32 protein-coding genes are annotated in these 18,338 nt (G+C 71.9%); 3 read left to right on the forward strand and 29 right to left on the reverse strand.

The annotated features are described in order from the left end of the window. Positions 1-16: 16 nt before the first annotated feature. The 29 genes from ABZ567_RS31255 to ABZ567_RS31395 all read right to left on the reverse strand — a co-directional run bounded on the left by ABZ567_RS31255 (position 17) and on the right by ABZ567_RS31395 (position 15,548). Positions 17-229 carry a hypothetical protein gene (locus ABZ567_RS31255; protein ID WP_360796508.1) on the reverse strand — a complete coding sequence of 71 codons (213 nt, stop codon included), beginning with the start codon at positions 227-229 and terminating at the stop codon, positions 17-19. Positions 230-510: 281 nt separating this feature from the next. Continuing rightward, complete coding sequence (locus ABZ567_RS31260; protein WP_360796511.1) at positions 511-1,134, reverse strand: DUF4352 domain-containing protein; 624 nt, start codon at positions 1,132-1,134, stop codon at positions 511-513. Between the two features lie 122 nt (positions 1,135-1,256). Further along, the gene (locus tag ABZ567_RS31265; RefSeq protein ID WP_360796514.1) at positions 1,257-1,625 is read right to left on the reverse strand and encodes a helix-turn-helix domain-containing protein; all 369 of its coding nucleotides are present in this window, start codon (positions 1,623-1,625) and stop codon (positions 1,257-1,259) included. Between the two features lie 82 nt (positions 1,626-1,707). Next, positions 1,708-2,217 carry a hypothetical protein gene (locus tag ABZ567_RS31270; protein WP_360796516.1) on the reverse strand — a complete coding sequence of 170 codons (510 nt, stop codon included), beginning with the start codon at positions 2,215-2,217 and terminating at the stop codon, positions 1,708-1,710. Between the two features lie 58 nt (positions 2,218-2,275). After that, positions 2,276-2,839: a hypothetical protein gene (locus ABZ567_RS31275; RefSeq protein ID WP_360796518.1), complete on the reverse strand. Its 564-nt coding sequence runs from the start codon at positions 2,837-2,839 to the stop codon at positions 2,276-2,278. Positions 2,840-2,981: 142 nt separating this feature from the next. Continuing rightward, the gene (locus ABZ567_RS31280; protein ID WP_360796521.1) at positions 2,982-3,785 is read right to left on the reverse strand and encodes a hypothetical protein; all 804 of its coding nucleotides are present in this window, start codon (positions 3,783-3,785) and stop codon (positions 2,982-2,984) included. Positions 3,786-3,805: 20 nt separating this feature from the next. Continuing rightward, entirely contained in the window at positions 3,806-3,979 is a 174-nt protein-coding gene (locus ABZ567_RS31285) for a hypothetical protein (RefSeq protein WP_360796525.1), read from the reverse strand. After that, on the reverse strand, positions 3,976-4,728 hold the full coding sequence (locus tag ABZ567_RS31290) for a hypothetical protein (RefSeq protein WP_360796528.1): 753 nt from the start codon (positions 4,726-4,728) through the stop codon (positions 3,976-3,978). The genes ABZ567_RS31285 and ABZ567_RS31290 overlap by 4 nt, the downstream gene beginning before the upstream one ends. Further along, positions 4,725-5,102 carry a hypothetical protein gene (locus ABZ567_RS31295; protein ID WP_360796530.1) on the reverse strand — a complete coding sequence of 126 codons (378 nt, stop codon included), beginning with the start codon at positions 5,100-5,102 and terminating at the stop codon, positions 4,725-4,727. The genes ABZ567_RS31290 and ABZ567_RS31295 overlap by 4 nt, the downstream gene beginning before the upstream one ends. A 23-nt stretch (positions 5,103-5,125) precedes the next feature. After that, complete coding sequence (locus ABZ567_RS31300; protein WP_360796533.1) at positions 5,126-5,470, reverse strand: hypothetical protein; 345 nt, start codon at positions 5,468-5,470, stop codon at positions 5,126-5,128. Next, positions 5,470-5,616: a hypothetical protein gene (locus tag ABZ567_RS31305; protein ID WP_360796535.1), complete on the reverse strand. Its 147-nt coding sequence runs from the start codon at positions 5,614-5,616 to the stop codon at positions 5,470-5,472. Before ABZ567_RS31305 ends, ABZ567_RS31300 begins: the two co-directional genes overlap by 1 nt. Then, complete coding sequence (locus ABZ567_RS31310; RefSeq protein WP_360796538.1) at positions 5,616-5,807, reverse strand: hypothetical protein; 192 nt, start codon at positions 5,805-5,807, stop codon at positions 5,616-5,618. The genes ABZ567_RS31305 and ABZ567_RS31310 overlap by 1 nt, the downstream gene beginning before the upstream one ends. Positions 5,808-5,910: 103 nt before the next feature. After that, positions 5,911-6,570 (reverse strand): hypothetical protein, encoded by a 660-nt coding sequence (locus ABZ567_RS31315; RefSeq protein WP_360796540.1) that lies wholly within the window; start codon positions 6,568-6,570, stop codon positions 5,911-5,913. Then, complete coding sequence (locus ABZ567_RS31320) at positions 6,567-7,256, reverse strand: hypothetical protein (protein WP_360796543.1); 690 nt, start codon at positions 7,254-7,256, stop codon at positions 6,567-6,569. Before ABZ567_RS31320 ends, ABZ567_RS31315 begins: the two co-directional genes overlap by 4 nt. A gap of 83 nt (positions 7,257-7,339) precedes the next feature. Then, positions 7,340-7,813, reverse strand: a complete 474-nt coding sequence (locus ABZ567_RS31325; protein ID WP_360796546.1) for a single-stranded DNA-binding protein — start codon at positions 7,811-7,813, stop codon at positions 7,340-7,342. Continuing rightward, positions 7,813-8,280 (reverse strand): HNH endonuclease signature motif containing protein, encoded by a 468-nt coding sequence (locus ABZ567_RS31330; RefSeq protein ID WP_360796549.1) that lies wholly within the window; start codon positions 8,278-8,280, stop codon positions 7,813-7,815. The genes ABZ567_RS31325 and ABZ567_RS31330 overlap by 1 nt, the downstream gene beginning before the upstream one ends. A gap of 139 nt (positions 8,281-8,419) precedes the next feature. Next, a complete protein-coding gene (locus ABZ567_RS31335; protein ID WP_360796552.1) occupies positions 8,420-8,608 on the reverse strand; it encodes a hypothetical protein in 189 nt (62 codons plus the stop codon). After that, positions 8,605-9,144: a hypothetical protein gene (locus tag ABZ567_RS31340; RefSeq protein WP_360796554.1), complete on the reverse strand. Its 540-nt coding sequence runs from the start codon at positions 9,142-9,144 to the stop codon at positions 8,605-8,607. Before ABZ567_RS31340 ends, ABZ567_RS31335 begins: the two co-directional genes overlap by 4 nt. Beyond that, positions 9,141-9,845 carry a cell surface glycoprotein gene (locus ABZ567_RS31345; RefSeq protein WP_360796556.1) on the reverse strand — a complete coding sequence of 235 codons (705 nt, stop codon included), beginning with the start codon at positions 9,843-9,845 and terminating at the stop codon, positions 9,141-9,143. The genes ABZ567_RS31340 and ABZ567_RS31345 overlap by 4 nt, the downstream gene beginning before the upstream one ends. A gap of 4 nt (positions 9,846-9,849) precedes the next feature. Beyond that, positions 9,850-10,275, reverse strand: a complete 426-nt coding sequence (locus ABZ567_RS31350) for a hypothetical protein (RefSeq protein ID WP_360796559.1) — start codon at positions 10,273-10,275, stop codon at positions 9,850-9,852. Between the two features lie 575 nt (positions 10,276-10,850). Next, positions 10,851-11,456 (reverse strand): hypothetical protein, encoded by a 606-nt coding sequence (locus tag ABZ567_RS31355; RefSeq protein WP_360796562.1) that lies wholly within the window; start codon positions 11,454-11,456, stop codon positions 10,851-10,853. A gap of 208 nt (positions 11,457-11,664) precedes the next feature. Beyond that, a complete protein-coding gene (locus tag ABZ567_RS31360) occupies positions 11,665-12,078 on the reverse strand; it encodes a hypothetical protein (RefSeq protein WP_360796565.1) in 414 nt (137 codons plus the stop codon). Further along, positions 12,075-12,449: a hypothetical protein gene (locus tag ABZ567_RS31365; RefSeq protein ID WP_360796568.1), complete on the reverse strand. Its 375-nt coding sequence runs from the start codon at positions 12,447-12,449 to the stop codon at positions 12,075-12,077. Before ABZ567_RS31365 ends, ABZ567_RS31360 begins: the two co-directional genes overlap by 4 nt. A gap of 66 nt (positions 12,450-12,515) precedes the next feature. After that, the gene (locus ABZ567_RS31370; RefSeq protein WP_360796570.1) at positions 12,516-13,241 is read right to left on the reverse strand and encodes a hypothetical protein; all 726 of its coding nucleotides are present in this window, start codon (positions 13,239-13,241) and stop codon (positions 12,516-12,518) included. Next, positions 13,238-14,287, reverse strand: coding sequence for an ERF family protein (locus ABZ567_RS31375; RefSeq protein ID WP_360796573.1), 1,050 nt, complete (start codon positions 14,285-14,287; stop codon positions 13,238-13,240). The genes ABZ567_RS31370 and ABZ567_RS31375 overlap by 4 nt, the downstream gene beginning before the upstream one ends. After that, positions 14,284-14,655: a hypothetical protein gene (locus ABZ567_RS31380; RefSeq protein ID WP_360796576.1), complete on the reverse strand. Its 372-nt coding sequence runs from the start codon at positions 14,653-14,655 to the stop codon at positions 14,284-14,286. The genes ABZ567_RS31375 and ABZ567_RS31380 overlap by 4 nt, the downstream gene beginning before the upstream one ends. Then, a complete protein-coding gene (locus ABZ567_RS31385; RefSeq protein ID WP_360796579.1) occupies positions 14,652-15,047 on the reverse strand; it encodes a hypothetical protein in 396 nt (131 codons plus the stop codon). Before ABZ567_RS31385 ends, ABZ567_RS31380 begins: the two co-directional genes overlap by 4 nt. 64 nt (positions 15,048-15,111) lie before the next feature. Further along, on the reverse strand, positions 15,112-15,300 hold the full coding sequence (locus tag ABZ567_RS31390) for a hypothetical protein (protein ID WP_360796581.1): 189 nt from the start codon (positions 15,298-15,300) through the stop codon (positions 15,112-15,114). Beyond that, the gene (locus tag ABZ567_RS31395; RefSeq protein WP_360796584.1) at positions 15,297-15,548 is read right to left on the reverse strand and encodes a hypothetical protein; all 252 of its coding nucleotides are present in this window, start codon (positions 15,546-15,548) and stop codon (positions 15,297-15,299) included. Before ABZ567_RS31395 ends, ABZ567_RS31390 begins: the two co-directional genes overlap by 4 nt. A 296-nt stretch (positions 15,549-15,844) precedes the next feature. Here ABZ567_RS31395 and ABZ567_RS31400 point away from each other — a divergent pair, with 296 nt between their 5' ends. Genes ABZ567_RS31400 through ABZ567_RS31410 form a run of 3 tightly spaced genes read left to right on the forward strand, consistent with a single transcriptional unit; the run spans position 15,845 to position 18,284 of the window. Beyond that, complete coding sequence (locus ABZ567_RS31400) at positions 15,845-16,270, forward strand: helix-turn-helix transcriptional regulator (RefSeq protein ID WP_360796587.1); 426 nt, start codon at positions 15,845-15,847, stop codon at positions 16,268-16,270. Positions 16,271-16,287: 17 nt separating this feature from the next. After that, positions 16,288-16,677, forward strand: coding sequence for a hypothetical protein (locus tag ABZ567_RS31405; RefSeq protein ID WP_360796590.1), 390 nt, complete (start codon positions 16,288-16,290; stop codon positions 16,675-16,677). Further along, positions 16,674-18,284 (forward strand): recombinase family protein, encoded by a 1,611-nt coding sequence (locus ABZ567_RS31410; RefSeq protein ID WP_360796592.1) that lies wholly within the window; start codon positions 16,674-16,676, stop codon positions 18,282-18,284. The genes ABZ567_RS31405 and ABZ567_RS31410 overlap by 4 nt, the downstream gene beginning before the upstream one ends. The last annotated feature ends 54 nt before the right edge of the window (positions 18,285-18,338 follow it).

The following is an 18,338-nucleotide window of genomic DNA, read 5'->3' on the forward strand; positions in this document are numbered from 1 at the left end:
GGGCGGTCTCGGCGGGCTACGACGCGCGGGCGAGCGCGGCGTTGCCCCAGAACATGGCCTCCTCGATGGCGGTGATCGCGAGGGACTTCTCGCGGCCGTCGGGGCAGGTCTCGTTGATGTGGTCGGCGAGGCGCCGGCACTCCTGGCGGATGCTGCCGTGAGCGTCGCGCTTCTCGTCGGTGGTGGCGGCGTGGAACGCGAACCGGTGCTCGATGTCGTACGGGTCCATGGCGGGCTCCTCAGGGCTTCACGGGCGGGCCTCTGCGGCACGCGTGGGCATGCGAAAGCCCCGCCACCGGGGGGGGGGTGAGTGGCGGGGCTTTCGTTCCGGGTGCGCCGCGCGGAGCCGTCGGCCGACTTGAGCCGCATACGCGGGTGTCGAGGTTTCCCACCGACAGGCGGCCGTCCGATTCCGGGCACGCCGGGGTCGCCTCCGATTAGATCACGGAACGGTAACGGCGTCCATCTCGTTCCCGCGCGCGGGCCGCTCGGCGTCCGGACGCTGGCGGATCACTTCACGTCGCCTCGTACGCCGTCGCCGAACATGCCCTCGGTGTAGGTCACGTAGGCCGGGGTGAACTTCCCCTTCCCGGTGATGACGCCGGTGATGTTCTCTCCGGGGGCGAGGTCGACGGTGTCCATCTGGTTCGTGTCCAGGCCGAGTTCGGCGGTGTGCTTGGCGCCGGTCGTGTCGGTGATCGTGACGTACAGGGGGTTGATGTCGATCTTCTCGTCGCCGCGGTTCGAGATGGTCACCTTGACGCTGGTGAAGTCGCCGCCGTCGTGGAGCACGGACGGCTTGAAGGTCGTGGGCGTGGCGGTGATGGTGACCGGGGCGTCGGCCGGGGCCGGCGTCTTCTTCTTCGGGGTGTTGCTGCTCTGCTTCGGGGTGGGGGTGGTCGTCGGGGCCGTGGTGGTGGTGTCCTTCGGGTCGTCGGTCATGAGCGCGCCGACGATGCCGAGGAGGACGATCGCGCCGACGATGCTGCCGAGGACGATGGCGACGATCGCGCCGGCGCCCATGCCCTTCTTCGGGGGCGGGGGGCCGTAGGGGCCGGGCTGGAGCGGGCCGGGCGGGGGTCCCCATCCGGGCGGCGGGGGTTGCTGGGGGCCGTACGGCGGGGGCTGGGACATGGCGGGCTCCGTGTGGTTTGTGTGGCGACCACGTGAACCTACCGGGCGGGGGCGCGGTCGGGGAGGGGTATGGGAAAGCCCCGGCGCGCGGGTGCGGGCCGGGGCTGCGGGAGGTGGTGGCGCTACGGCTGCGCCGAGGTGGTGGCGAGCTGGTGCAGCTGGTGCATCCACTCCGCGCGGCGGCGGTCGGCGGCGGCGTGGATGGCGCGCACCAGTGGTGCGGGCAGGTCGCCGCTCTTCTTGTCGGCGAGGACGTTGAGGTCTTGGATCAGCTCGCGCGTCAGGTTGAAGTGCATGGGCGGTACGCCAGCGTCACCGCTGGTGGGGGCGGGTGGTGCGGCCTCTGGTGCAGGGGTGGCGCTGAGGATGCGCCCCACGGTGACGTGGTGGATACCGAGCTCACGGCCGATGGCACGGTTGGAGTGTCCAGCCTTGTGCAGCTGGTGCACTCGGGTGCGCCGCTCTTCGACCGTTAGGGTGGGTGTAGCCATGACGGGGGTTGCTCCTGTCGTGGTCAGGGCTCGCCCTCGGCCGTCAGGAAGCCGGGGCGGGCCCGCTTTCTTGGAGGGGTAGTTACTTGCCCTTCGGCCTGCGGAGAACGGAGTAGACGTACGACGTCGTGATGTCGAGGAGAGCGGCGATATCGCGTACGGGCACCTTCGCCGCGTCGGCGGTTCGGATCATCTCCGGCGTCTGCTTAACCGCCTCCTCGCCGGTTTCACGGTCCCGTCGGATCTGGAGCAGGGCGGCGACGGCCGGGCGCTGTTCGACGGGGAAGTTTCGCGCGATCGAAGTCACGTGTTCCGCCCATCGCGGGTCGTTCGAGCCCTGGAGGGGGCTCCGGGTGACCTCGTCCGTTCGGGCCCATTCGTCCGAGTAGTTGTCCAGGGTCTCGATGAAGGCCTGGAGGATGCCGCGCTGGAAGTTGTCGGCGCTCTCCAGGCCGGCGGCGATGTGGTCGCGGAGTTCGGCAACGGTCGGGCCGTTGGGGTTCGGGTTGCGGCGCACGTACTCGACGATGGCGGCCTCCTGGGCGTCGACGCTCGGCTCGTTCGGCTGCTTGCGGTTCGGGGTGGTGTCCATTCGTGCTGCTCCTGGTTACAGATGGGCCCGCCCCGGGGGTGGGGCGGGCCGGGTGGGGTCAGATGGTCGGCTGGTCGCCGATCCACTCGCCGCGCCAGGTGCCGTCGGTGGCCTCGGCCTCGGTGATCAACTGCATGGCGTGGTGGATCTCGGTGTCGGAGGGGTGGGCCTCGACGGCGGCGTTCTCGTCGGCGGTGGTGTAGCGCTGCGGGATGTTGTCCACGTTGGTGGCGAGCAGGTCCCGTTCCCACTCGGTGAGCAGCGTCTCGGGGGCGGCCTCGGTGGGGCGGTGGACGTGCAGGCAGAGGGAGGTGCGGATCATCGGTTCGACGGTCCAGCCCATGCGGGTGAAGTGGTCGGCGAGGCGGTCGAGGACGTTGCCGCGCCAGGTGTCGCGGCGTACGGCGCGGCCCTTCTCCAGCCAATAGACGGCGATCCGGTCGGCCGCTCGGGGCTCGACGAGGTAGCCGCGTACGGCCTGCTCGGTGGGGGCGGGGTCGGTGATGTCGTGGTGGTCGGTGATCTCGGCGGCCAGCTTGCCGTGGAGGGCGTGCCGGGCGGCGAGGACGTTGGGGTGTGTGGAGTGGGCGGGGGTACTGCCCGGGGTGGTGCGTGCGTTCATCGGGGGTTGCTCCCTTGGTGGTGGCCGGGTCAGGACCGGCCGGGGGTGTCGGGTCAGGACCGACAGAATGAATGTAGCCGCTTGTGTAGTTGATACACAAGCGGCTACTCAATCAACTTCACTCGAACGGAGTCGAGTTGGGTTACGCGGTACCCATCCGAGCCGCGTCCAGCGCCACCCACAGGGCCGCGAGATCGGCCCCACGCCACACGCGCCGGCCCTTATCGAGGGCGACGGGCGCGGTGCACGGCTCGCCGGTGTTGCACGTCACGGACGGCTCGCCGCCGGGCACGGTGCGGGCGAGGAGCAGGCCGCGGCACCACGGGCACGGGTCGAGGAGGTCGGTGCGGCGTCCGGCGCGGGCGAGTGCCTGCTCGATGTGGCGGCGGGCGGTCCGGGTGGTGTAGGCGAGGGCGGCGTGGGTGTCGTCGTCGAGCGGGCTGAACAGGTCCCCTGCCTGCTCGCCGAGGGCGCGGGCCTCCAGCCACACAGCGGCCCAGTGCAGTCCGTACCGGCGGGACCCGGGGCGGAAGACGCGGGCGCCGTGGTGGGTGGCGGGGGTCCAGCGGTTCGGGTCGTCGCTGTCGGTGGGGTCGGGCTGGTAGCGGTCGCGGCCTCGGCGCTCGGTGGCGATGAACCGTACGGGCCGCTGGTGTCGGGCGGCGGTGTCGTCACAGGCGGCGAAGATCGCCCGTTCGGTCTCGATGGCGGCGTCGAGGGCGTCGAGGTTGGCCGGCGCGGGGTGCTGGCGAAGGGTGAGGGGGACGCGGCCGATGAACGGCTCGTCGTCGACGGCCGCCAGGTGCTCGCGGATGTTGTCGACGGGCGGCCACTGGTCGGCGGGGCGCTGCTCGATGGCGTCGAGGAGGTCGCCCCACTGCTCGCGGATGGCGCGGAGGTCGGCGGCGGCGGTGAGGGCGTACTCGGGGAGCGCGGCGGTAGTCATGGGCGGGCTGCTCCTGTGGTTCAGCGGTGGCGGCGGGGCGGCGGGCCGTAAGGGCTCTGCCAGGCGGGGCGGGTGGGGCGGCCGCCTCTGGCGAGGTGGCTGGCGGCGCGGAGGTGGTCGGCGAGGAGGGCGAAGGCGTCGGCCGCAGTCTGGAGCGCGGCGCGAAGGTGGTCGGCCTGGGCGGGGGTGATCACGGGGCGGTCGCCTCGTCGCGCGCGCACGCCGGGCACTGCTGGGCGTACGTGCAGGTGCAGAGAGGGGCGTCGGCCTCGTCGCGGACCGGCTGCTTCGGGGACGGCGTGTTCGGCTCCTTGTGGGTGATGGCGAGCCAGTAGGCGCGAATCAGGCTGATGGCGTGTTCTTCGCGGATGCCGGGGCCTCGCAGGGCGTCCATGAGGGTGTGCACGGGGTGGCGGGGCCCGGCGGCATCGGGGGTGCGGATGGCGGCGAGGGCGGCCTCGGCGACGTGCCGGGCCTGCCTGTGCTCGTCGACCTCGCGGGCGAGCTGGTGGCAGTACTCCGCGGTGCGCTCGCGGACGCGCTCGACCTGGAGGAGGCGGGCGAGGGCCTGGTCTCGCTCGGCCGTGACGCGTGCTGCACCGTGGGTTCGGCCGATGTCGACGGCGTGAAGGGTGCGGATGCGGTCCTCAGCCTGGGCGAGCTGCTCGCGTGCTTGGTCCCGCTCGGCCTCGATCTTCACGATCTCCGCGTCGGCGGTGTCGGCGCGGCGCTGGAGGCGGTCGCGGGCGCGGTCGAGGCCGCGGCGGGCACGGGTGAGCTGGTCGGCCTCGGTGAGTTCGGCGAGGGCGTACTCGCGGAGGAGCGCGCCTTCGGTGGGGGAGAGGCGGTCCACGCGGTTGAGGAGGACGAGGAGGGTCTCGCGGGCGGCGGCGCGGTCGCGGGCGCGCTCAATTCGCTCGGGGGCACGAGTGTAGGGGCTCACTGGTCGGTCCCTCCGGTGATCAGGGCGGCGATGGTGCGGGCGTGGTCGGTGCCGCACCATGCGCAGGACGGCCGGCCGCGCTCCTCGTCGTCGAGGGCGGCCTCGCAACCGAGCCAGTCGGCGACGGCGCGGGCAACGTGCGGGGAGGCGTACGCGGCGAGGTAGGCGTTCACGTCCTCGCGGCGCTCGGCCCACACGTCGACGAGTACGGAGGGCTGCTCCTGGGCGTCGAGGACGACGGGGGTCTTGCTGCCGAGGGTCTCGCCGAGGTGCCAGCGGGGGCGGTCCTGGTGGACGACGCGGGCGGCAAGGGTGCGGAGCTTTTCGGCGGCCGTACGGAGTACGGGGGTCACGGTGGGGAGGTTCGCAGCCATCGAGGATCCTTCGGAGGGGCGGGTCAGCTGAGGTCGGGGATGCAGAGCCAGCCGGGCTCTTCGAGGTCCTGCGGGTGGCCGTAGCCGAGGTGGTCGACGGCGGTCCGGAGCTGCCGGTCCCAGTCGGCACGCTGCTCCGGCGTCGCCAGGGCGGCGCGCCCGTACTCGCCGAGGGCGATCTCGTCGGACTGGGTGACCAGGAACAACATGTCGCGGTCGTAGTCGCCGGCCGAGAGGTGGCCGACGTCGGGGCACTGGCTCTTCACCGCGCCGAGTTCGGCGTCGATCCGGTCGGTCTCGGTCCACGGGTGGACGTCGAGGGGGATGCGAAGGCCGTAGGCGAAGTAGGTCGAGTGGTACATGCCCATCAGGGGCGCTCCTTGGCGAGGGCGAGCAGGTGGGAAGTGCCGAGCGCGGCCACGGCGACGAACGTCGACCAGCGACCGGCAACGGCCTCGGAGAAGGCGACCAGGGCGCAGACGAGCACGGCCAGGGCGTGCGATACGGGGGACATCAGGCGCGCTCCTTGGTGGGGGCGAGGTCGTCGAGGACGGCGGGGACGATGCGGCATTCGCCGGTGAGGCAGGTCTGTTCAGCGTGGGTGACGTAGTGGACGTGGTGGCCGGCGGCGAGGAGTTCGGCGGCGGCCTGGCGGGCGGCGATGGTTCGGCCGGTGCGGCGGTCGAGGGTGTGGAGGCGGGTCACGGGCGTGGGTCCTTCGGGCGGCGGTAGCGGAGGGGGTGGCCGAGGGGCACGGCCGCGCACAGGACGACGAGCGCCACGTACGCGACCGTGCACAGGAAGCCGGTCATCTGGGGGCGATGTCCGCGGCGTGCGGGGCGTGTCGGCCCTTGTGGCCGTGGGGGCGGGCGCAGTCGTAGCCCTTCTCGCCCTGGTCGACGGCGGCGCCGCAGTACTGGTATTCGTCGGCCGGGGGCTGCTCGGCGGTCTCCAGCTCGGTCGCGCGGCGGCGGAGGAACTCGGCGGCATTGCCGCGCCCCGGGTCGGTCTCGTAGTCCTGGGGGAGGGCGTTGATCTCGTCGGCAGCGGCGCGGTACGCCTGCGCGGTCGTGGCGGCGGCCGGGTGCTGCTCCTCGGCGATGAGGGCCTTGATCGTGTCGTCGGCGATGCGGTCGCGCTGCGCGATCAGCTCGGCGCGCTCGGCGCGCAGCCGGGCGGCCTCGGCCTTGCTGTCCTCCAGCTCGATGGCGGTGCGGGCGTAGAGGCGTACGGCGTGGTCGGCTCGGGCCTCCCACGTCAGGCCGAGGGGCTGCTCGGCAGTGGTGTGGTGAGCGGCAAGGCGCTGCAACCGCTGGGAGAGGCCCTCCAGGGCGCCGATGGCGGGGGCGCACTCCAGGTTGCCGGGGAACAGCTTGGCGGCCTCGGTGGCTTCGCGGGCGGCGTCGAGGTAGGTGTTGCGGCGGATGGCGGCCTCGGTGAAGTGGTCGCCGGTCGGCTCGGTGTTCATCGGCCAGCCTCCAGCTCGGTCGCGGCGGCGCGCAGCTTGGTGGCCTCGGCGGTGCGGGTCTTACACTGCTGGCAGGTGCCGACGTCGGGGCATCCGTCGTTGCGGGACTCGACGGCGTCGGCGGCCTGCCGGAACGCCTGCGCCTCCGTGGCGGCCGTCGCGCGGCGCTGCGCCTCCCGGATGGTGATGGCGTCAGCCAGGGACCGCAGGCCTTCAACTCCGTGGGTGACGTTCATGCCCTTCGTGCGGCCCTTCACGGCGATGGTGTCGGCCGTGTCGGGGGTGACGATGGCGTAAGTGACGGCGTCGAGGGAGTCGAGCAGGGCGACGGCGCGAGCGACGATGTCGGTCGGGGACTCGGGGGCGGACTCCGGCGTGGCGAGGACGTACGACTTCCGGAACACGGACTCCGCCAGGGCGCTGTGGGTAGTGCTCGGGCGGCCGCGGTGATCGACGGTGGCGATGTCGTAGGCGACGGACTGCTCGCTCTGGCCGTCCGGCGTCCACACGCGAGTGACGGTGGCGCGGTCGTCGGGGAGGCGGGCCGCGTTGTACGGCGTCGGCCGGTACGTCTGGCCGACCTCGATCGGGGCGGCCGGGTCCGGGCCCGTGCAGCCGAGCTGCTCGCGGATGCGGCCGGTGTGGCGGGGGTCGGTGCACGGCTCGGGGGTCGGGGTGCGGGTCATCAGGGGTTGCTCCTGTCTCGGTCAGGTCGAGGTGGTCATCGCGCGCGCGGTACGGCCGGCGTCCGGTCGCCCGCGTCGTGGGGTCAGAACGGGGGCTCGTCGGTGGTGCTGGTGTTCCAGGGGTCGTTGTGGGGCTGCTGGGGGCGCTGCTGGCCGTATCCGCCCTGGTTCTGCTGGCTGGTGTTCTGCCGGCTGGTCTTCTTGGTGACGGCGGCGGTGGCGGTCTTGAGGCTGGGCGCGACGTCCTCGGCCTCGATCTCGTAGACGGTGCGCTTGACGCCCTGACCGTCCTCGTAGGAGCGCTGCTTGAGTACGCCGGTGACGATGACGCGGGTGCCGCGCTGGAGGGATTCGGCGCAGTTCTCGCCGAGGCTCCGCCAGGCGTTGACGGTGAGGAACAGGGGGTCGCCGTCGCGCCATTCCTGGGCCTGCTTGTCGAAGGTGCGGGGGGTGCTGGCGACGCGGAATTTGGCGACGCCGTGTCCGGCGGGGGTGAAGCGGAGTTCGGGGTCGTCGACGAGGTTTCCGGCGAGGGTGATGAGGGTTTCTCCGGCCATTACGCGGCCTGCCTTTCGGTGGTGGTGCGGGTGCGTTCGCAGGTGATGCAGCGGCGGGAGCCGTCGGCGCGTACGCGGGTGTTGTCGGGGGTGAAGGGGTGGCCGTGGATGCACTGGACCTTGCGGGCGTTGAGCGCGGTGGGGCCGGTGCTGCGGAGGGTGTTGGTGCGGTGGTCAACCAGTTCGAGGTGGGCGACGTTCACGCAGTTGCGGCGGCGGCAGCGGTGGTCGACTTCGGCGCTGGTTGGGATGGGGCCGTGGGCCTGCTCGTATGCGAATTGGTGGGCGCGGACGGTGCGGCCGTCGACGTAGAAGGCGCCGTAGAACTCGCCGTACTGGCCGGCGTCGTGGGCGCGCTTGCTGCGGGCTCCGCCGGTCCACAGGTGGCAGGGGCCGGGGGCGGCGTGGTTGAGGCTGACGGGGCCGGCGGGGTTGACCTTGGCGGCGAATCGCTCTGCGGGGGTCATGGGCTCGGGCCTCCTGCTCTGCGGGCTGAGCGCGGGGCGCTCTCTGTTCTGTCGAGGGAAGGATGTTCCTTCCGAGGTCGGAAGATATCACGAAGGGGGCGGCGGTGGTGAGTTCCGTACCGCCCCCTTTCTGGAAGGGCTACGTGTCCGTTTCCGGGGTGATCTCGGGCGGGATGACCCGGAGTTCCCATCCGGCGGCGCGGAGTCTTCTGGCGACGCGTTGGGCGGTCTGCTCGGGCCGGTACAGGAGATCGGTGACGCCTTCGTCTTCGAGGACGGCGCGGATGACGGCGGTGGCGGCTGCGGGGAGCGGGGTGGGGGCGGTCATCGCTGGGCGCCGGTCATGTGGCGGGCGGCGCGGCGGTAGTCGGGCCGGGCCTCCGGGGGCGCGGTCATGAGCTGGCGGGAGGTGCGGCTGACCTCGGCGGCGATGCGGCGTCGACGAGCGGCCTGCTCGGCGGCAAGGGTCTCGGCCTGGGCGCGGGCTTGGGCGCGGCGGTGCTCGGCGAGTCCCTGCTCGACGAGCCAGGTGCGGTGCCGGTCGTCGGCGTCGGGTCGGTACCCGGTGGGGGCGGCCGGCCATCCGGCGGCGAGGGTGGCCTCGGCGGCGCGCTGCTCTGCGACGAGCGCGGGGCCGTCGGTCTCGAACCAGGTCTGCCAGACGCCGGTGGGGAGGAGTTCCTCGACGATGACGTAGCCGCCGTGGGAGGCCATGTTGCGGGCGACCCTCTTGGCCTCTTTCGGGTCGCGGGTGGCCCATCGTGCGGGTCGGTCGGGGTTGTCGTCCCACGAGCCGGTGATGGCGAAGCGGCGCATGTTGCGGGTGCGGTCGGTCGTGTTGCGGCGGCGGTGGCGGGCGCTCATACGGCGGTCTCCTGGGCGTAGTGGCGGACGGTGGCGGCGTCGAGGCGGGACGGGTGGGGGGCGCGGTCGAACCGGTGCTTTCCGCCGCCCTGGCACGGCTTGCCCGCGCGGGCGCGGCACTGCTCGTACGGGCAGTCCACGTCGAGCGGGTCGGGCAGTCCGTTCGCGGCGAGGGACTCGCGCACGGCCTGGCGGGGACGGAAATCGGCGAGGTCGTCGGCGACTTCGCGGGGCACGTAGGTGCCGAGTTCGGCAAGGCGGCGGGCCGCGGCGGCGTCGCGGACGGCCCGGATCGGGCTGGGGCGGCCCTCGATGGCGTGTTGAGGCGTCGGGGGGAGCGCTCCGACGGCGACGGCATGCCGGGTGCTGCGTAGTGCGGCGCGGTAAGCCGCCTCGTTGTCGGGGTCGACGGCCGGGGCCGGGTCGTAGTGCCGGCCGATGACGTCGGCGCGGTAGGCCTCCCACGGGCGGCCGATGTCGCTGGGCTTGATCGGGTACGGCGAGGTGGCGATGTGCCGGACGGCGATCCGCGAGGCGTCCCAGTGACGGCCGTCGGGGTGCTGGGCGGCCGACGGGACGTGTTCGAGCAGGGTCGCCCACTGGATGAGCCGTTCCCCGGCGGCGGCCTTGTCGGTGGGGGCGCGGCCGGGGTCGAGGCGGTCGACGTAGGCGAGCAGGGCGGCGACTTCATGGCGGTTCATCGGGTCAGTTCTCCTCGGCGAGCAGGTCGGCGTACCAGTTGGCGGCCTGGGCGGCGCGGCCGGGACGGTCGGCGGACGGGAAGGGGACGACGTTCGAGCCGCGGGCGGGCGTGGCCGGGGTGGCGGGCGGAACGGTGCCGGGCGGGGGCGCTTCCGGGAGGGACTGCCACGCCCTGAGCAGGTAGCGGGGCGAGCTGATCGGCTGTCCCTTGGCGCGCTGCCGGGCGGCGAGGTCGACGGCGTGCTCGGCGAGCATGTCGGTGCCGGACTTCTTCAACATGGCGTCGAGGCGGAACCACTCGGCGGTGGCGAGGTCGGTCCACGGGAGGTAGACCCGAGCGGCGGTGATCCGGGCGACAAGGTCGGTGGCGAACGCGGGCACCTTGCCGGTTGGCGGGGAAGGGGTTCCTTCCTTCCCTCCCTCCTTCATTCCTTCATTGGGTGAGTGATGGGGTCCGGATTCCGGACCACAAGCGGTCTGGAATCCGGACCGCAAGCCGTCTTGGGGGGTGGGGTCTACCGGTCCGGATTCCAGACCGGTAGACGGGGTGGTTGTGGTCTGCGATCCGGACCGCAAACCGTTTGTGGTCCGGAATCCGGACCCCCCCTTGGAGGGGGTTTCCGGTCCGGATTCCGGACCGCTACGGCGGGTGTAGCCGACTGCTCCGGGGAGGCGGTAGCGGGTCGCGCGGGACCCCGCCGTCTCCTGCGCGATGACCATGTCGCCGGACGCGACGGCGTCGGCGAGGGCCTTGACGGCGACGCCCTTACCAACGCCGCCGAGTCGGCGGATGGCCTCGGCGGTGCTGAGGCTGGCCTCGGCGTCGGGGCCGGTGGTCTTGTCAGCGACCGCGAGCACGACGAGCCGGGCGTTCCCGCGGGAGCGGGCGTGGCGCCATGCCCAGTCGTATGCGTCGAGGGTCACGGTGTGGTGCTCCTGTCGGGGGGGCGGTGCGCCCGGGGCGAGGGGATCGGGTCCGGCCTCGCCCCGGGGCGATATGGGGGCTACTGCGGGGAGGTGAGGGGGCGCCCGCACATGCAGGCAAGGGGGTCGGCGCCGGGGACCGCGCGGCGGGGATGGCGCCAGCGGTGGAACGGGCACGGGGCGAACAGACCGGGGCCGGGCGGGTGCTGGACGATTCCCGTGCGGGAGGCGTACGGGCCGCCCATGGCCCGAATGGAGTGGGTGTCCTGGCAGGCGAGACACCGGCCGGTCGTGCCGCCCGGGAGCGGCGCATACAGGTCCATGCGGGAGCCGGGGCAGTGCCGGGGAGGGACCAGGCCGCGTGGCCCGAACAGCAGCTCGGGGCGGCCGGGCGTCTGCTCGTCCTGGCCGGCGCCGACCGCGCGGCCCTCGCACGTCCCGCACAACGGCAGACCGTCCGTTATGGTCTCGGCGGTCAGCATCGGCCGGGCCGCCCGCAGGCCGCCGACCGTGTAGCCACACCACACGGTGTAGACGGTTCGACCGTCCGGCCACCGGATACCGGCGCGCGGGCGGTGCCAGCGGCTCATGCCGCCCGTGCGGGCGTAGCGGGGGCCGACGTCGAGCGGGTCGGCCCCGATGTGACCGATGCCGTAGGTGATCGGCGGGACCAGGGCGACGGTCACGGCTGCGGCTCCGGCCGAGTGCGCGGGACGGGACGGTGAGCCTCGCAGCGCCACCCGCACGGGTACGGTCGGGCCGGGACGGCGCCACACCGAGGGCTGCCGGTGTCGCACGTCGGCCGGGGCCGGTCGAGCGGAAGCTGACCGGGGACCGGGAACGGCGGCGCGGTGTCGAGCAGGCGGCGGGCGCGGTCGAGCCGCTCGCGGCCGGTCACGCGACGGCCTGCCGTTCGTGCTCCCGCAGCGCTTCACAGGCTCGGCAGTACGGGTGTCCGTCCGGGTTGAACTGGCGGTGCACGGCCGTGGCGTGGCCGCGCCCGCATTCGGTAAGGCTGAGATCGCGCCCCTGTACCTGAGCGAGCTGCGTACGCAGCTTGGTACGGGTGGGGGCGTCAGCCATGTGCTCGGGGGCGACACACCCCGGGTGGTCGCACTCGGCCCGCACGTAGCCAACCGGGGCCCGACCGGTAGCGATCCGGAACGCGACCGCGCGCGCCGTCACGTCGCGGCCCCGGTCGTACATGAGGGGCGTCGACCTACCACCCTTCAAGGGGCCGGTCCACTCCATGTGTCCGCCATCGAGGAGACGGGTGCGCGCGGCAAACCGTTCGGCGAGCCCGGTCACAGGACGACCGACTTCCCGGCCTGCTCGGCGCGGCCGTGCGCGAGCATGTCCTCGGTGACCGGCTGGCCCACCTTCGTGAGCGTGGCGAGGAGGTCGGCGAAGGTGGGGTCCTCGCCATTGCTGACCTCGGCCACATGGCAGGCGATGGCGAACTGGGTGTCGGTGAGCGCGTCACGGACGGCGAGCAGGGCGCGGGCGGCGCCGAGGAGGTTCCGCGCGAGAACGTAAACGGTGTCCGGTCCCGGCGTTCTCTTCGTCAGCACGGTTTCCGCGAGCGCGGCGGCGTTGACGGTCTCGAAGAACTCGGCGGGGGGAACACGGCGGGTGTAGCGCTGCATGTCGAGGCGGTCGGTCGAATTGATCGGTTCCATGGTGGTGCTCCTGGTCGAGGGGCCCGCCCCGGTCTGGGGGGCGGGGCGGGCCGTCGTACGGGAGGGTCAGGCCTGCTCGGGCGCGAGGGCGGGCAGCACGTGGGCGGCCAACTCGCCCTTCCGCCAGGCCTGCGCGACCAGCTCGCGGCCGGTGAGCGCCGAGGCCTTCGACGTGCGCGTGTACGTCATTTGGTGCGAGGCGGCCCGGGACGGGCGGATCTCGACGCCGGGCACGTCGTGCACCTCGCCGGTCTCCGCGTCGACGTACCGGGCCGTCCCGGCGGCGGTCGCCTCGGCGAGCACCTTCGCGGCGAAGCCGGGCTGAACGCGGGTCTCCAGGCGCATCGGGATCATCTCGACCACGAACTCGCTGGGATAGGTGTCGCGCACCCACGCCATGAACTCGGCGTCGTCGGTGATCTCGGCGGCGCGCTCGCCACCCCGCCGCGAGATGCTCGCGACCTTCGTTCCGTCCGGGAGGACGGCGTCCGTCTTCGATGTGCCGGTCGCCCGGTACTGCGCTTCGAGGAGCTGCTCGGCATCGGCGCGGGCGTCCTTGTGGGCCTGCTTGATCTGGTCGAGGAGGGCACCGAGGACGGCGACGCGGGTTACGGCGTCCCGGATCTCGGCGGCCGGGGTCGGCGGAGCGGTGGCCGTGATGTCGCCGAGGGGGTCCTCGCCCCGGGCGGCCCGCTCCTCGGCGATCAGCTGGTTGATCCCCATGCGCTCGGTGATCACGTCGTGGTGGTGTTGCTCGATGTCGGAGAGCTGCGGTTCGGTCGGCGCGGTCACTGTGCGGCCCTCTCGATCATCGAGCGGAACGCGTGCAGCGTGGCGGGGTCGGACTGCGCGATCGTGCAGCCGTGGGCACGCTCGAAGTCGGCGTCGAGGGTCTGGTACCCGGCGCGGGAGGCGGAGAGGCGGAGCGCCTGTTCGGCGGCGGCCCCGGTCTGGGCCTCGGTGATCGTCGCGTCCGATGCCGGGGCGGGGCGGGCGGAGTGCTCCTGCCGTCCGCTTACCGGCGCCTGCGAGGCGCGAGCGTCGGCACGCTTCCCGTCCGCAATGGCGTCGAGCGCCGCGAGGTAGTCCGCCGGGGCGCCGGCCTTGACGGCCTCGGCACGGACCTGCTCGAACTGGGCCTTGCTCGTGGCGGCGTGCGCCTCGGCCTTGAAGTCCCGGCGCTGCTGCTCCTGCTGGGGCGGGGCCCCGGCCGCGGGGCGCTGGCCCCGGTTCGGCTGCTGGTTCTGGCGCGGGCCGCGCGGCTGCTGGCGGCGCTGCTGCTGCTCCTGGCGTTCGGCGCGGTGCTCCGTCGGCACCTCGGGGTGATGCCGGTCGCCGTCGTCGATGCTGCGACCGTCCACGGGCAGCATGAACAGGGTGAACAGGAGGTACTTCAACGCGGCGGACTGGGCCTTGTTGGTGGCCTTGTCGGCGAAGTCGGACGCCTCACCCGGGACGTCCGCGACCAGGCAGTCCCCGGCCGGGCCGTAGATCCGGTACCGCATCCGGATCACCACGTGCGTCATCTTCTCGCCGCGCCGCTCGGCCTTGTGGCTGGCGATGCTGGGGAGGATGAACACCCCGTGGGCACGGAACGGGCCCGCCATGGCCGACATGACGTCGTCGATGCCCCGGAACTTGTAGTTCTGCTGGTTGTTCGTCTGGTTCTTTCCGACAGGCATCGCGTCCCGCATGACGGAGTTGATCGCGGCGAACACGCGGGGGGCGTCGGCCGGGGCGCCGTTCGGGGCAGGCTCGTACGTGACCTCGGCCGGGCCGGTTACGGGCGGCAGGAGGGGCGGGGTGGTGTGTGCGGTGGGAAGGGTGGTGACGGTCACGAGCGGGGCTCCTTGCGGGTGTTGCGGATGCGGCCCGCGAGGCGGGTCAGGCGGCCCGCGAGCGTGATGGAGTCGTCGGCGGACAGGAGGGGGTCAAACTGGTGGTCGATCGGCAGCTCGCTGAGGAGGGCCTCGCGGGTGCCGTCCGCCTCGGCGGCCCGCATGGCGCGGTCCACGTCGTGGGCGGAGTCGCTGGCAATGGCGTGGTCGAGGCACAACACGGCGGCGGCGTGGGCGACCAGGAGCGTGCCGACCTCGCCCGGGTCCTCGGCGTACGCGACGGCGAGGTCGTCGAGGAGGGACGCCGTACGGTCGGCGAGCGGAAGGCGCACGGCGGAACCGTCGGCGGAAAGCTGGGGCCGGATCATGCCGTCACCGCCGGCGCGGTGTCGATGCCCAGCTCGGCCGGAACGTCGGGCACGTTGATCACGAGGACCCCGCACGCGGCGTTGAAGATCAGCGGCTTGTCCCACTCGGCGGACGGGAAGGCCTCGACGAGCAGGCGGCGGGCAGCGCGGTGCGCCCCGAGGGGGGCCTGCACGGTGTAGCCGACGGCGTCGACGAGGTGCACGAGAGTCTGACGGCGCGGGGTGCCGTCGACGTCGGTCATGACCGGCGTCAGGTGGACGCGGGCGGCGCCGGGGGCGATGGCGTGCAGCTGGGCGGCGAGGTCGTCGCGGAACGCCGTCTGACGGCGGTAGGCGCGGGCGCCTCGGAACGCCTCGACGGCGCGGAGGGGGCGGGTACCCTGTGTCTGCATGTTGGTTCCCTTCGGGGGATCAGCGGGGCCGTCCGGGCGCAATCCGGGCGGCCCTTCGTGGTTTTCAGGCGGCGAACGGCTGCGGGGTGACCTGCTTGGCGCGCTGCTTCCGCAGAAGGCGGCGAACGGCCATTTCCCGCTCGGGCGAGAGGCGGCCGGCCGCGTAGTCGGCGGCGACCTCGGCGAGCGCGATGTCGAGGACCCGACGTGCGTTGGCGAACGCCTGCTCTCGGGTGACGACGGGGGCGCTCATGCGGTGTCCGTGCGGATGGTGTCCGTGCGGATGAGGAGGTGCTGGGCCTTGATGCCGTAGTGGCCGTAGTGACGCTCGACCTTGGCGATCAGGGGCGCACTCGGGGCGGCGTGCCCATGGAGCAGGCGCCATGCCGTGTTGGGGGGGATTCCCAGGCGGCGGCCGACGGCGGCGGCGCTGAGGCGGCCGTTGGTCTTGGTGTCGCCTGCTCGGGCGGCAGCTGAACGGAGCTGTGTGCGGTCGTACATGTCAGTGCCCTTCCGTAGACGGCCGGTTGTTCCGTCTACGGAAGGAACACTATCACCATGACTCCCTATTCCGTCCATGGTTGGAAGATGGCGGGAGGGGGGTGAAACGTGATGGACTGTGTGCCGTGTGTAGCGAACTGATTGACACGCTCCGCTTGACGCATAAGAATCGTCCAAGCGTTCGAACATGCCGCCATCAGCGACGATGGCAATCGAGAGGGTGTTCTGTGTGTGGATTTTGGTCAGATGGCGGAGGCCCGATGCCATGATCCTTCCGCGCGCGGTATGTTCCATCCATGGACGAAACGAGAGAGCGCAAGTTCGCGGACTGGCTAACACGCCGCTTCACACAAGCTGGCTACCGCTTGAACGAACGCGGCGAACGCACGCGGCTGTCGCGAGATAGCGGCATCCCACCAGCCAGCCTCAACCGGCTCCTCGCCGGCGGCGGTACCCCTACCATCGACTCCCTCGAACAGCTCGCCGAGTTTTTCGGTGACCCCCTGAGCGTTGTGCTCATGGGCGCCGGATGGCTCACCCCTGACGACATCAACCGTGTAAGGACCGGTCCCCCTGCCGGTAGCGACCCCATCACCACCGACGTCGCCCTCGACGAACTCGGCATCACTGACCCGAGTGACCGCCGGCTCATCGAGGCCGTCATCGACACCGTGAAGCGCAGCCGCGCCGCCGGCGACTCCTCAGAGAGGACCGCCGAATAGCAAGGAGAGACCGCACGATGATCACCTTCCGCCGCATCGCTCCCGCACTCGCAGGCACCCTGTTCGTTGCCGCTTTCGTTACCGGCGCGACTGGATGGGTCACCAGCACCGCCCCCCTCACGGATGCTGGACTGCTCGGGCTCCTGACGGCGGTACCCCTCATGTACTGGGTGATGATCACTCGCAGCCACGAAGTCACCGACGAGCAGATAGCGCAGGCCGAGGCCCGGGGCTACGTCAAGGCGATCGATCACGTCGGCCGAGGAATCATCGACGTCCCGCCCACGCCGTCCCCCGGACTGTGCGGGCACTGTGGACGCGGCGTTTCCCCGGCCGACGTGATCAGCCTTGACGAGCACCGCCGGTCGGCCCCGTACCTCACCGAGGAGAATCGAGCTGTTCCGTGACCAAACCCCTCCCCGACACCTTCCGCGGCGCGCCCCCTGACGACGAGGGCGAGCCGTGGATCGGCTACGTCCGGGTCTCGACCTGGAAAGAGGAGAAGATCAGCCCCGAACTGCAGAAGGCCGCAATTAGCGCCTGGGCAGCTCGGACCGGACGCCGGATTATCGACTGGATCGTTGATCTTGACGAATCTGGGCGCCACTTCAAACGCAAGATCATGGGCGCCATCGAGCGCGTCGAGCAACGTGAAGCACGCGGCATCGCCGTGTGGCGGTACAGCCGATTCGGACGCAACCGGACCGGCAACGCCATCAACCTCGCCCGCCTCGAAAGCATCGGAGGCCGACTCGAATCGGCGACCGAACCCGTCGATGCCTCAACCGCCATCGGCCGGTTTCAGCGCGGCATGATCATGGAGTTCGGCGCATTCGAGTCGGACAGGGCCGGCGAACAGTGGAAAGAGACCCACGAGCACCGGCTCAAGGACAAGCTGCCCGCTACCGGTCGCCCGCGGTTCGGCTACATCTGGCACCCCAGGAGGGTGGCCGACCCTGAGCACCCCGGACAGTTCATCCTGCAGAAAGAGCGCTATGTCGCCGACCCGGTCACTGGCCCCGTCATGGCCGACCGGTACCGGCAGTACATCGCTGGCGGTGCGTTCTATGCCCTGCTCGATGACCTGAACACCGGCGGATACCGCACCGTCCGCGGCGGCCTGTGGACCGCGCAGACCCTCATCCGCTACATGGACAGCGGGTTCTGCGCCGGCCTGCTCCGCGTCCACAACCCCGAGTGCAAGTGTGCACCCGAGAAGCGCGGCAACTGCCCCAACGCGATCTTCGTTCCCGGGGCCCAGGAAGAGCTGATCGACCTCGACCTGTGGCAGCAGTACCAGGACCGGCGGCAGACCATGAAGAAGACCCCGCCACGGAGCCGCCAGCCGCTTCACCTGCTCACCGCGCTCGCCCGCTGCGGCGGCTGCCGGGGCACCGTCCCGCGCCAGAGCCGCATGCGGAAAGTCGACGGCGTCATGCAGTCCGTCCGCGGTCACCACTTCGCGTGTGGCCGACGAGCCGTCACCGGGCGGCATGGCTGTGAAGGCGTCTGGGTCCTGCGCACCGAGGTCGAGGACGACGTGCGCGACTGGGTCATGGACAAGGCGGCGCCCGGCGTCGACGCGGCGCCAAGCGTGCCCACCCCGCGCACTCCCCTCTTCGACCAGCGGGCGACCGCTGCCCGGGAGCGGGCCCGCCTGGAGGCCGAAGCGAGCAAGCACCAGGCGGCGCTCGCGAACTTGCGCGCCGACCGCGCCGCGAATCCGGACGAGTACGGGCCCGGAGAGTACGAGGCAGCCCGCGACGTGATCAGGAAGCAACAGGCGGCCACGGCCGCCGCTCTGGAGCGGGTGGCCACGGTCGAGCTGACTCCGCACCGGGAGGACTACGAGCCGATCGTGGCCACGCTGGCCGAGGGGTGGGAAGTACTGGACGACGGGCAGCGCAACGGATTGCTTCGGCAGCTCGCTCGCCGCGTCGTGCTCACGCGGAAGCCGGGCGGGGGAGCGACGGTCACGGTCCACCCCGTATGGGAACCTGACCCCTGGGCGTGATCTCTCCCTCGCAGTAAGAAGGCATGTTTTGTACACAGTGACCTCCGTCAATGT

Origin of the sequence: Streptomyces sp. NPDC016459, assembly GCF_040632845.1 — a bacterium.
Classification (GTDB): Bacteria; Actinomycetota; Actinomycetes; order Streptomycetales; family Streptomycetaceae; genus Streptomyces.

What these genes read in the sequence shown, in the direction of transcription:
- ABZ567_RS31255 (WP_360796508.1), bottom strand. Translation starts at nt 229, where the DNA reads ATGGACCCGTACGACATCGAGCACCGGTTCGCGTTCCACGCCGCCACC.
- ABZ567_RS31260 (WP_360796511.1), bottom strand. Translation starts at nt 1,134, where the DNA reads ATGTCCCAGCCCCCGCCGTACGGCCCCCAGCAACCCCCGCCGCCCGGA.
- ABZ567_RS31265 (WP_360796514.1), bottom strand. Translation starts at nt 1,625, where the DNA reads ATGGCTACACCCACCCTAACGGTCGAAGAGCGGCGCACCCGAGTGCAC.
- ABZ567_RS31270 (WP_360796516.1), bottom strand. Translation starts at nt 2,217, where the DNA reads ATGGACACCACCCCGAACCGCAAGCAGCCGAACGAGCCGAGCGTCGAC.
- ABZ567_RS31275 (WP_360796518.1), bottom strand. Translation starts at nt 2,839, where the DNA reads ATGAACGCACGCACCACCCCGGGCAGTACCCCCGCCCACTCCACACAC.
- ABZ567_RS31280 (WP_360796521.1), bottom strand. Translation starts at nt 3,785, where the DNA reads ATGACTACCGCCGCGCTCCCCGAGTACGCCCTCACCGCCGCCGCCGAC.
- ABZ567_RS31295 (WP_360796530.1), bottom strand. Translation starts at nt 5,102, where the DNA reads ATGGCTGCGAACCTCCCCACCGTGACCCCCGTACTCCGTACGGCCGCC.
- ABZ567_RS31300 (WP_360796533.1), bottom strand. Translation starts at nt 5,470, where the DNA reads ATGGGCATGTACCACTCGACCTACTTCGCCTACGGCCTTCGCATCCCC.
- ABZ567_RS31305 (WP_360796535.1), bottom strand. Translation starts at nt 5,616, where the DNA reads ATGTCCCCCGTATCGCACGCCCTGGCCGTGCTCGTCTGCGCCCTGGTC.
- ABZ567_RS31315 (WP_360796540.1), bottom strand. Translation starts at nt 6,570, where the DNA reads ATGAACACCGAGCCGACCGGCGACCACTTCACCGAGGCCGCCATCCGC.
- ABZ567_RS31320 (WP_360796543.1), bottom strand. Translation starts at nt 7,256, where the DNA reads ATGACCCGCACCCCGACCCCCGAGCCGTGCACCGACCCCCGCCACACC.
- ABZ567_RS31325 (WP_360796546.1), bottom strand. Translation starts at nt 7,813, where the DNA reads ATGGCCGGAGAAACCCTCATCACCCTCGCCGGAAACCTCGTCGACGAC.
- ABZ567_RS31330 (WP_360796549.1), bottom strand. Translation starts at nt 8,280, where the DNA reads ATGACCCCCGCAGAGCGATTCGCCGCCAAGGTCAACCCCGCCGGCCCC.
- ABZ567_RS31335 (WP_360796552.1), bottom strand. Translation starts at nt 8,608, where the DNA reads ATGACCGCCCCCACCCCGCTCCCCGCAGCCGCCACCGCCGTCATCCGC.
- ABZ567_RS31340 (WP_360796554.1), bottom strand. Translation starts at nt 9,144, where the DNA reads ATGAGCGCCCGCCACCGCCGCCGCAACACGACCGACCGCACCCGCAAC.
- ABZ567_RS31345 (WP_360796556.1), bottom strand. Translation starts at nt 9,845, where the DNA reads ATGAACCGCCATGAAGTCGCCGCCCTGCTCGCCTACGTCGACCGCCTC.
- ABZ567_RS31350 (WP_360796559.1), bottom strand. Translation starts at nt 10,275, where the DNA reads ATGAAGGAGGGAGGGAAGGAAGGAACCCCTTCCCCGCCAACCGGCAAG.
- ABZ567_RS31365 (WP_360796568.1), bottom strand. Translation starts at nt 12,449, where the DNA reads ATGGAACCGATCAATTCGACCGACCGCCTCGACATGCAGCGCTACACC.
- ABZ567_RS31380 (WP_360796576.1), bottom strand. Translation starts at nt 14,655, where the DNA reads ATGATCCGGCCCCAGCTTTCCGCCGACGGTTCCGCCGTGCGCCTTCCG.
- ABZ567_RS31385 (WP_360796579.1), bottom strand. Translation starts at nt 15,047, where the DNA reads ATGCAGACACAGGGTACCCGCCCCCTCCGCGCCGTCGAGGCGTTCCGA.
- ABZ567_RS31390 (WP_360796581.1), bottom strand. Translation starts at nt 15,300, where the DNA reads ATGAGCGCCCCCGTCGTCACCCGAGAGCAGGCGTTCGCCAACGCACGT.
- ABZ567_RS31395 (WP_360796584.1), bottom strand. Translation starts at nt 15,548, where the DNA reads ATGTACGACCGCACACAGCTCCGTTCAGCTGCCGCCCGAGCAGGCGAC.
- ABZ567_RS31400 (WP_360796587.1), top strand. Translation starts at nt 15,845, where the DNA reads ATGGACGAAACGAGAGAGCGCAAGTTCGCGGACTGGCTAACACGCCGC.
- ABZ567_RS31405 (WP_360796590.1), top strand. Translation starts at nt 16,288, where the DNA reads ATGATCACCTTCCGCCGCATCGCTCCCGCACTCGCAGGCACCCTGTTC.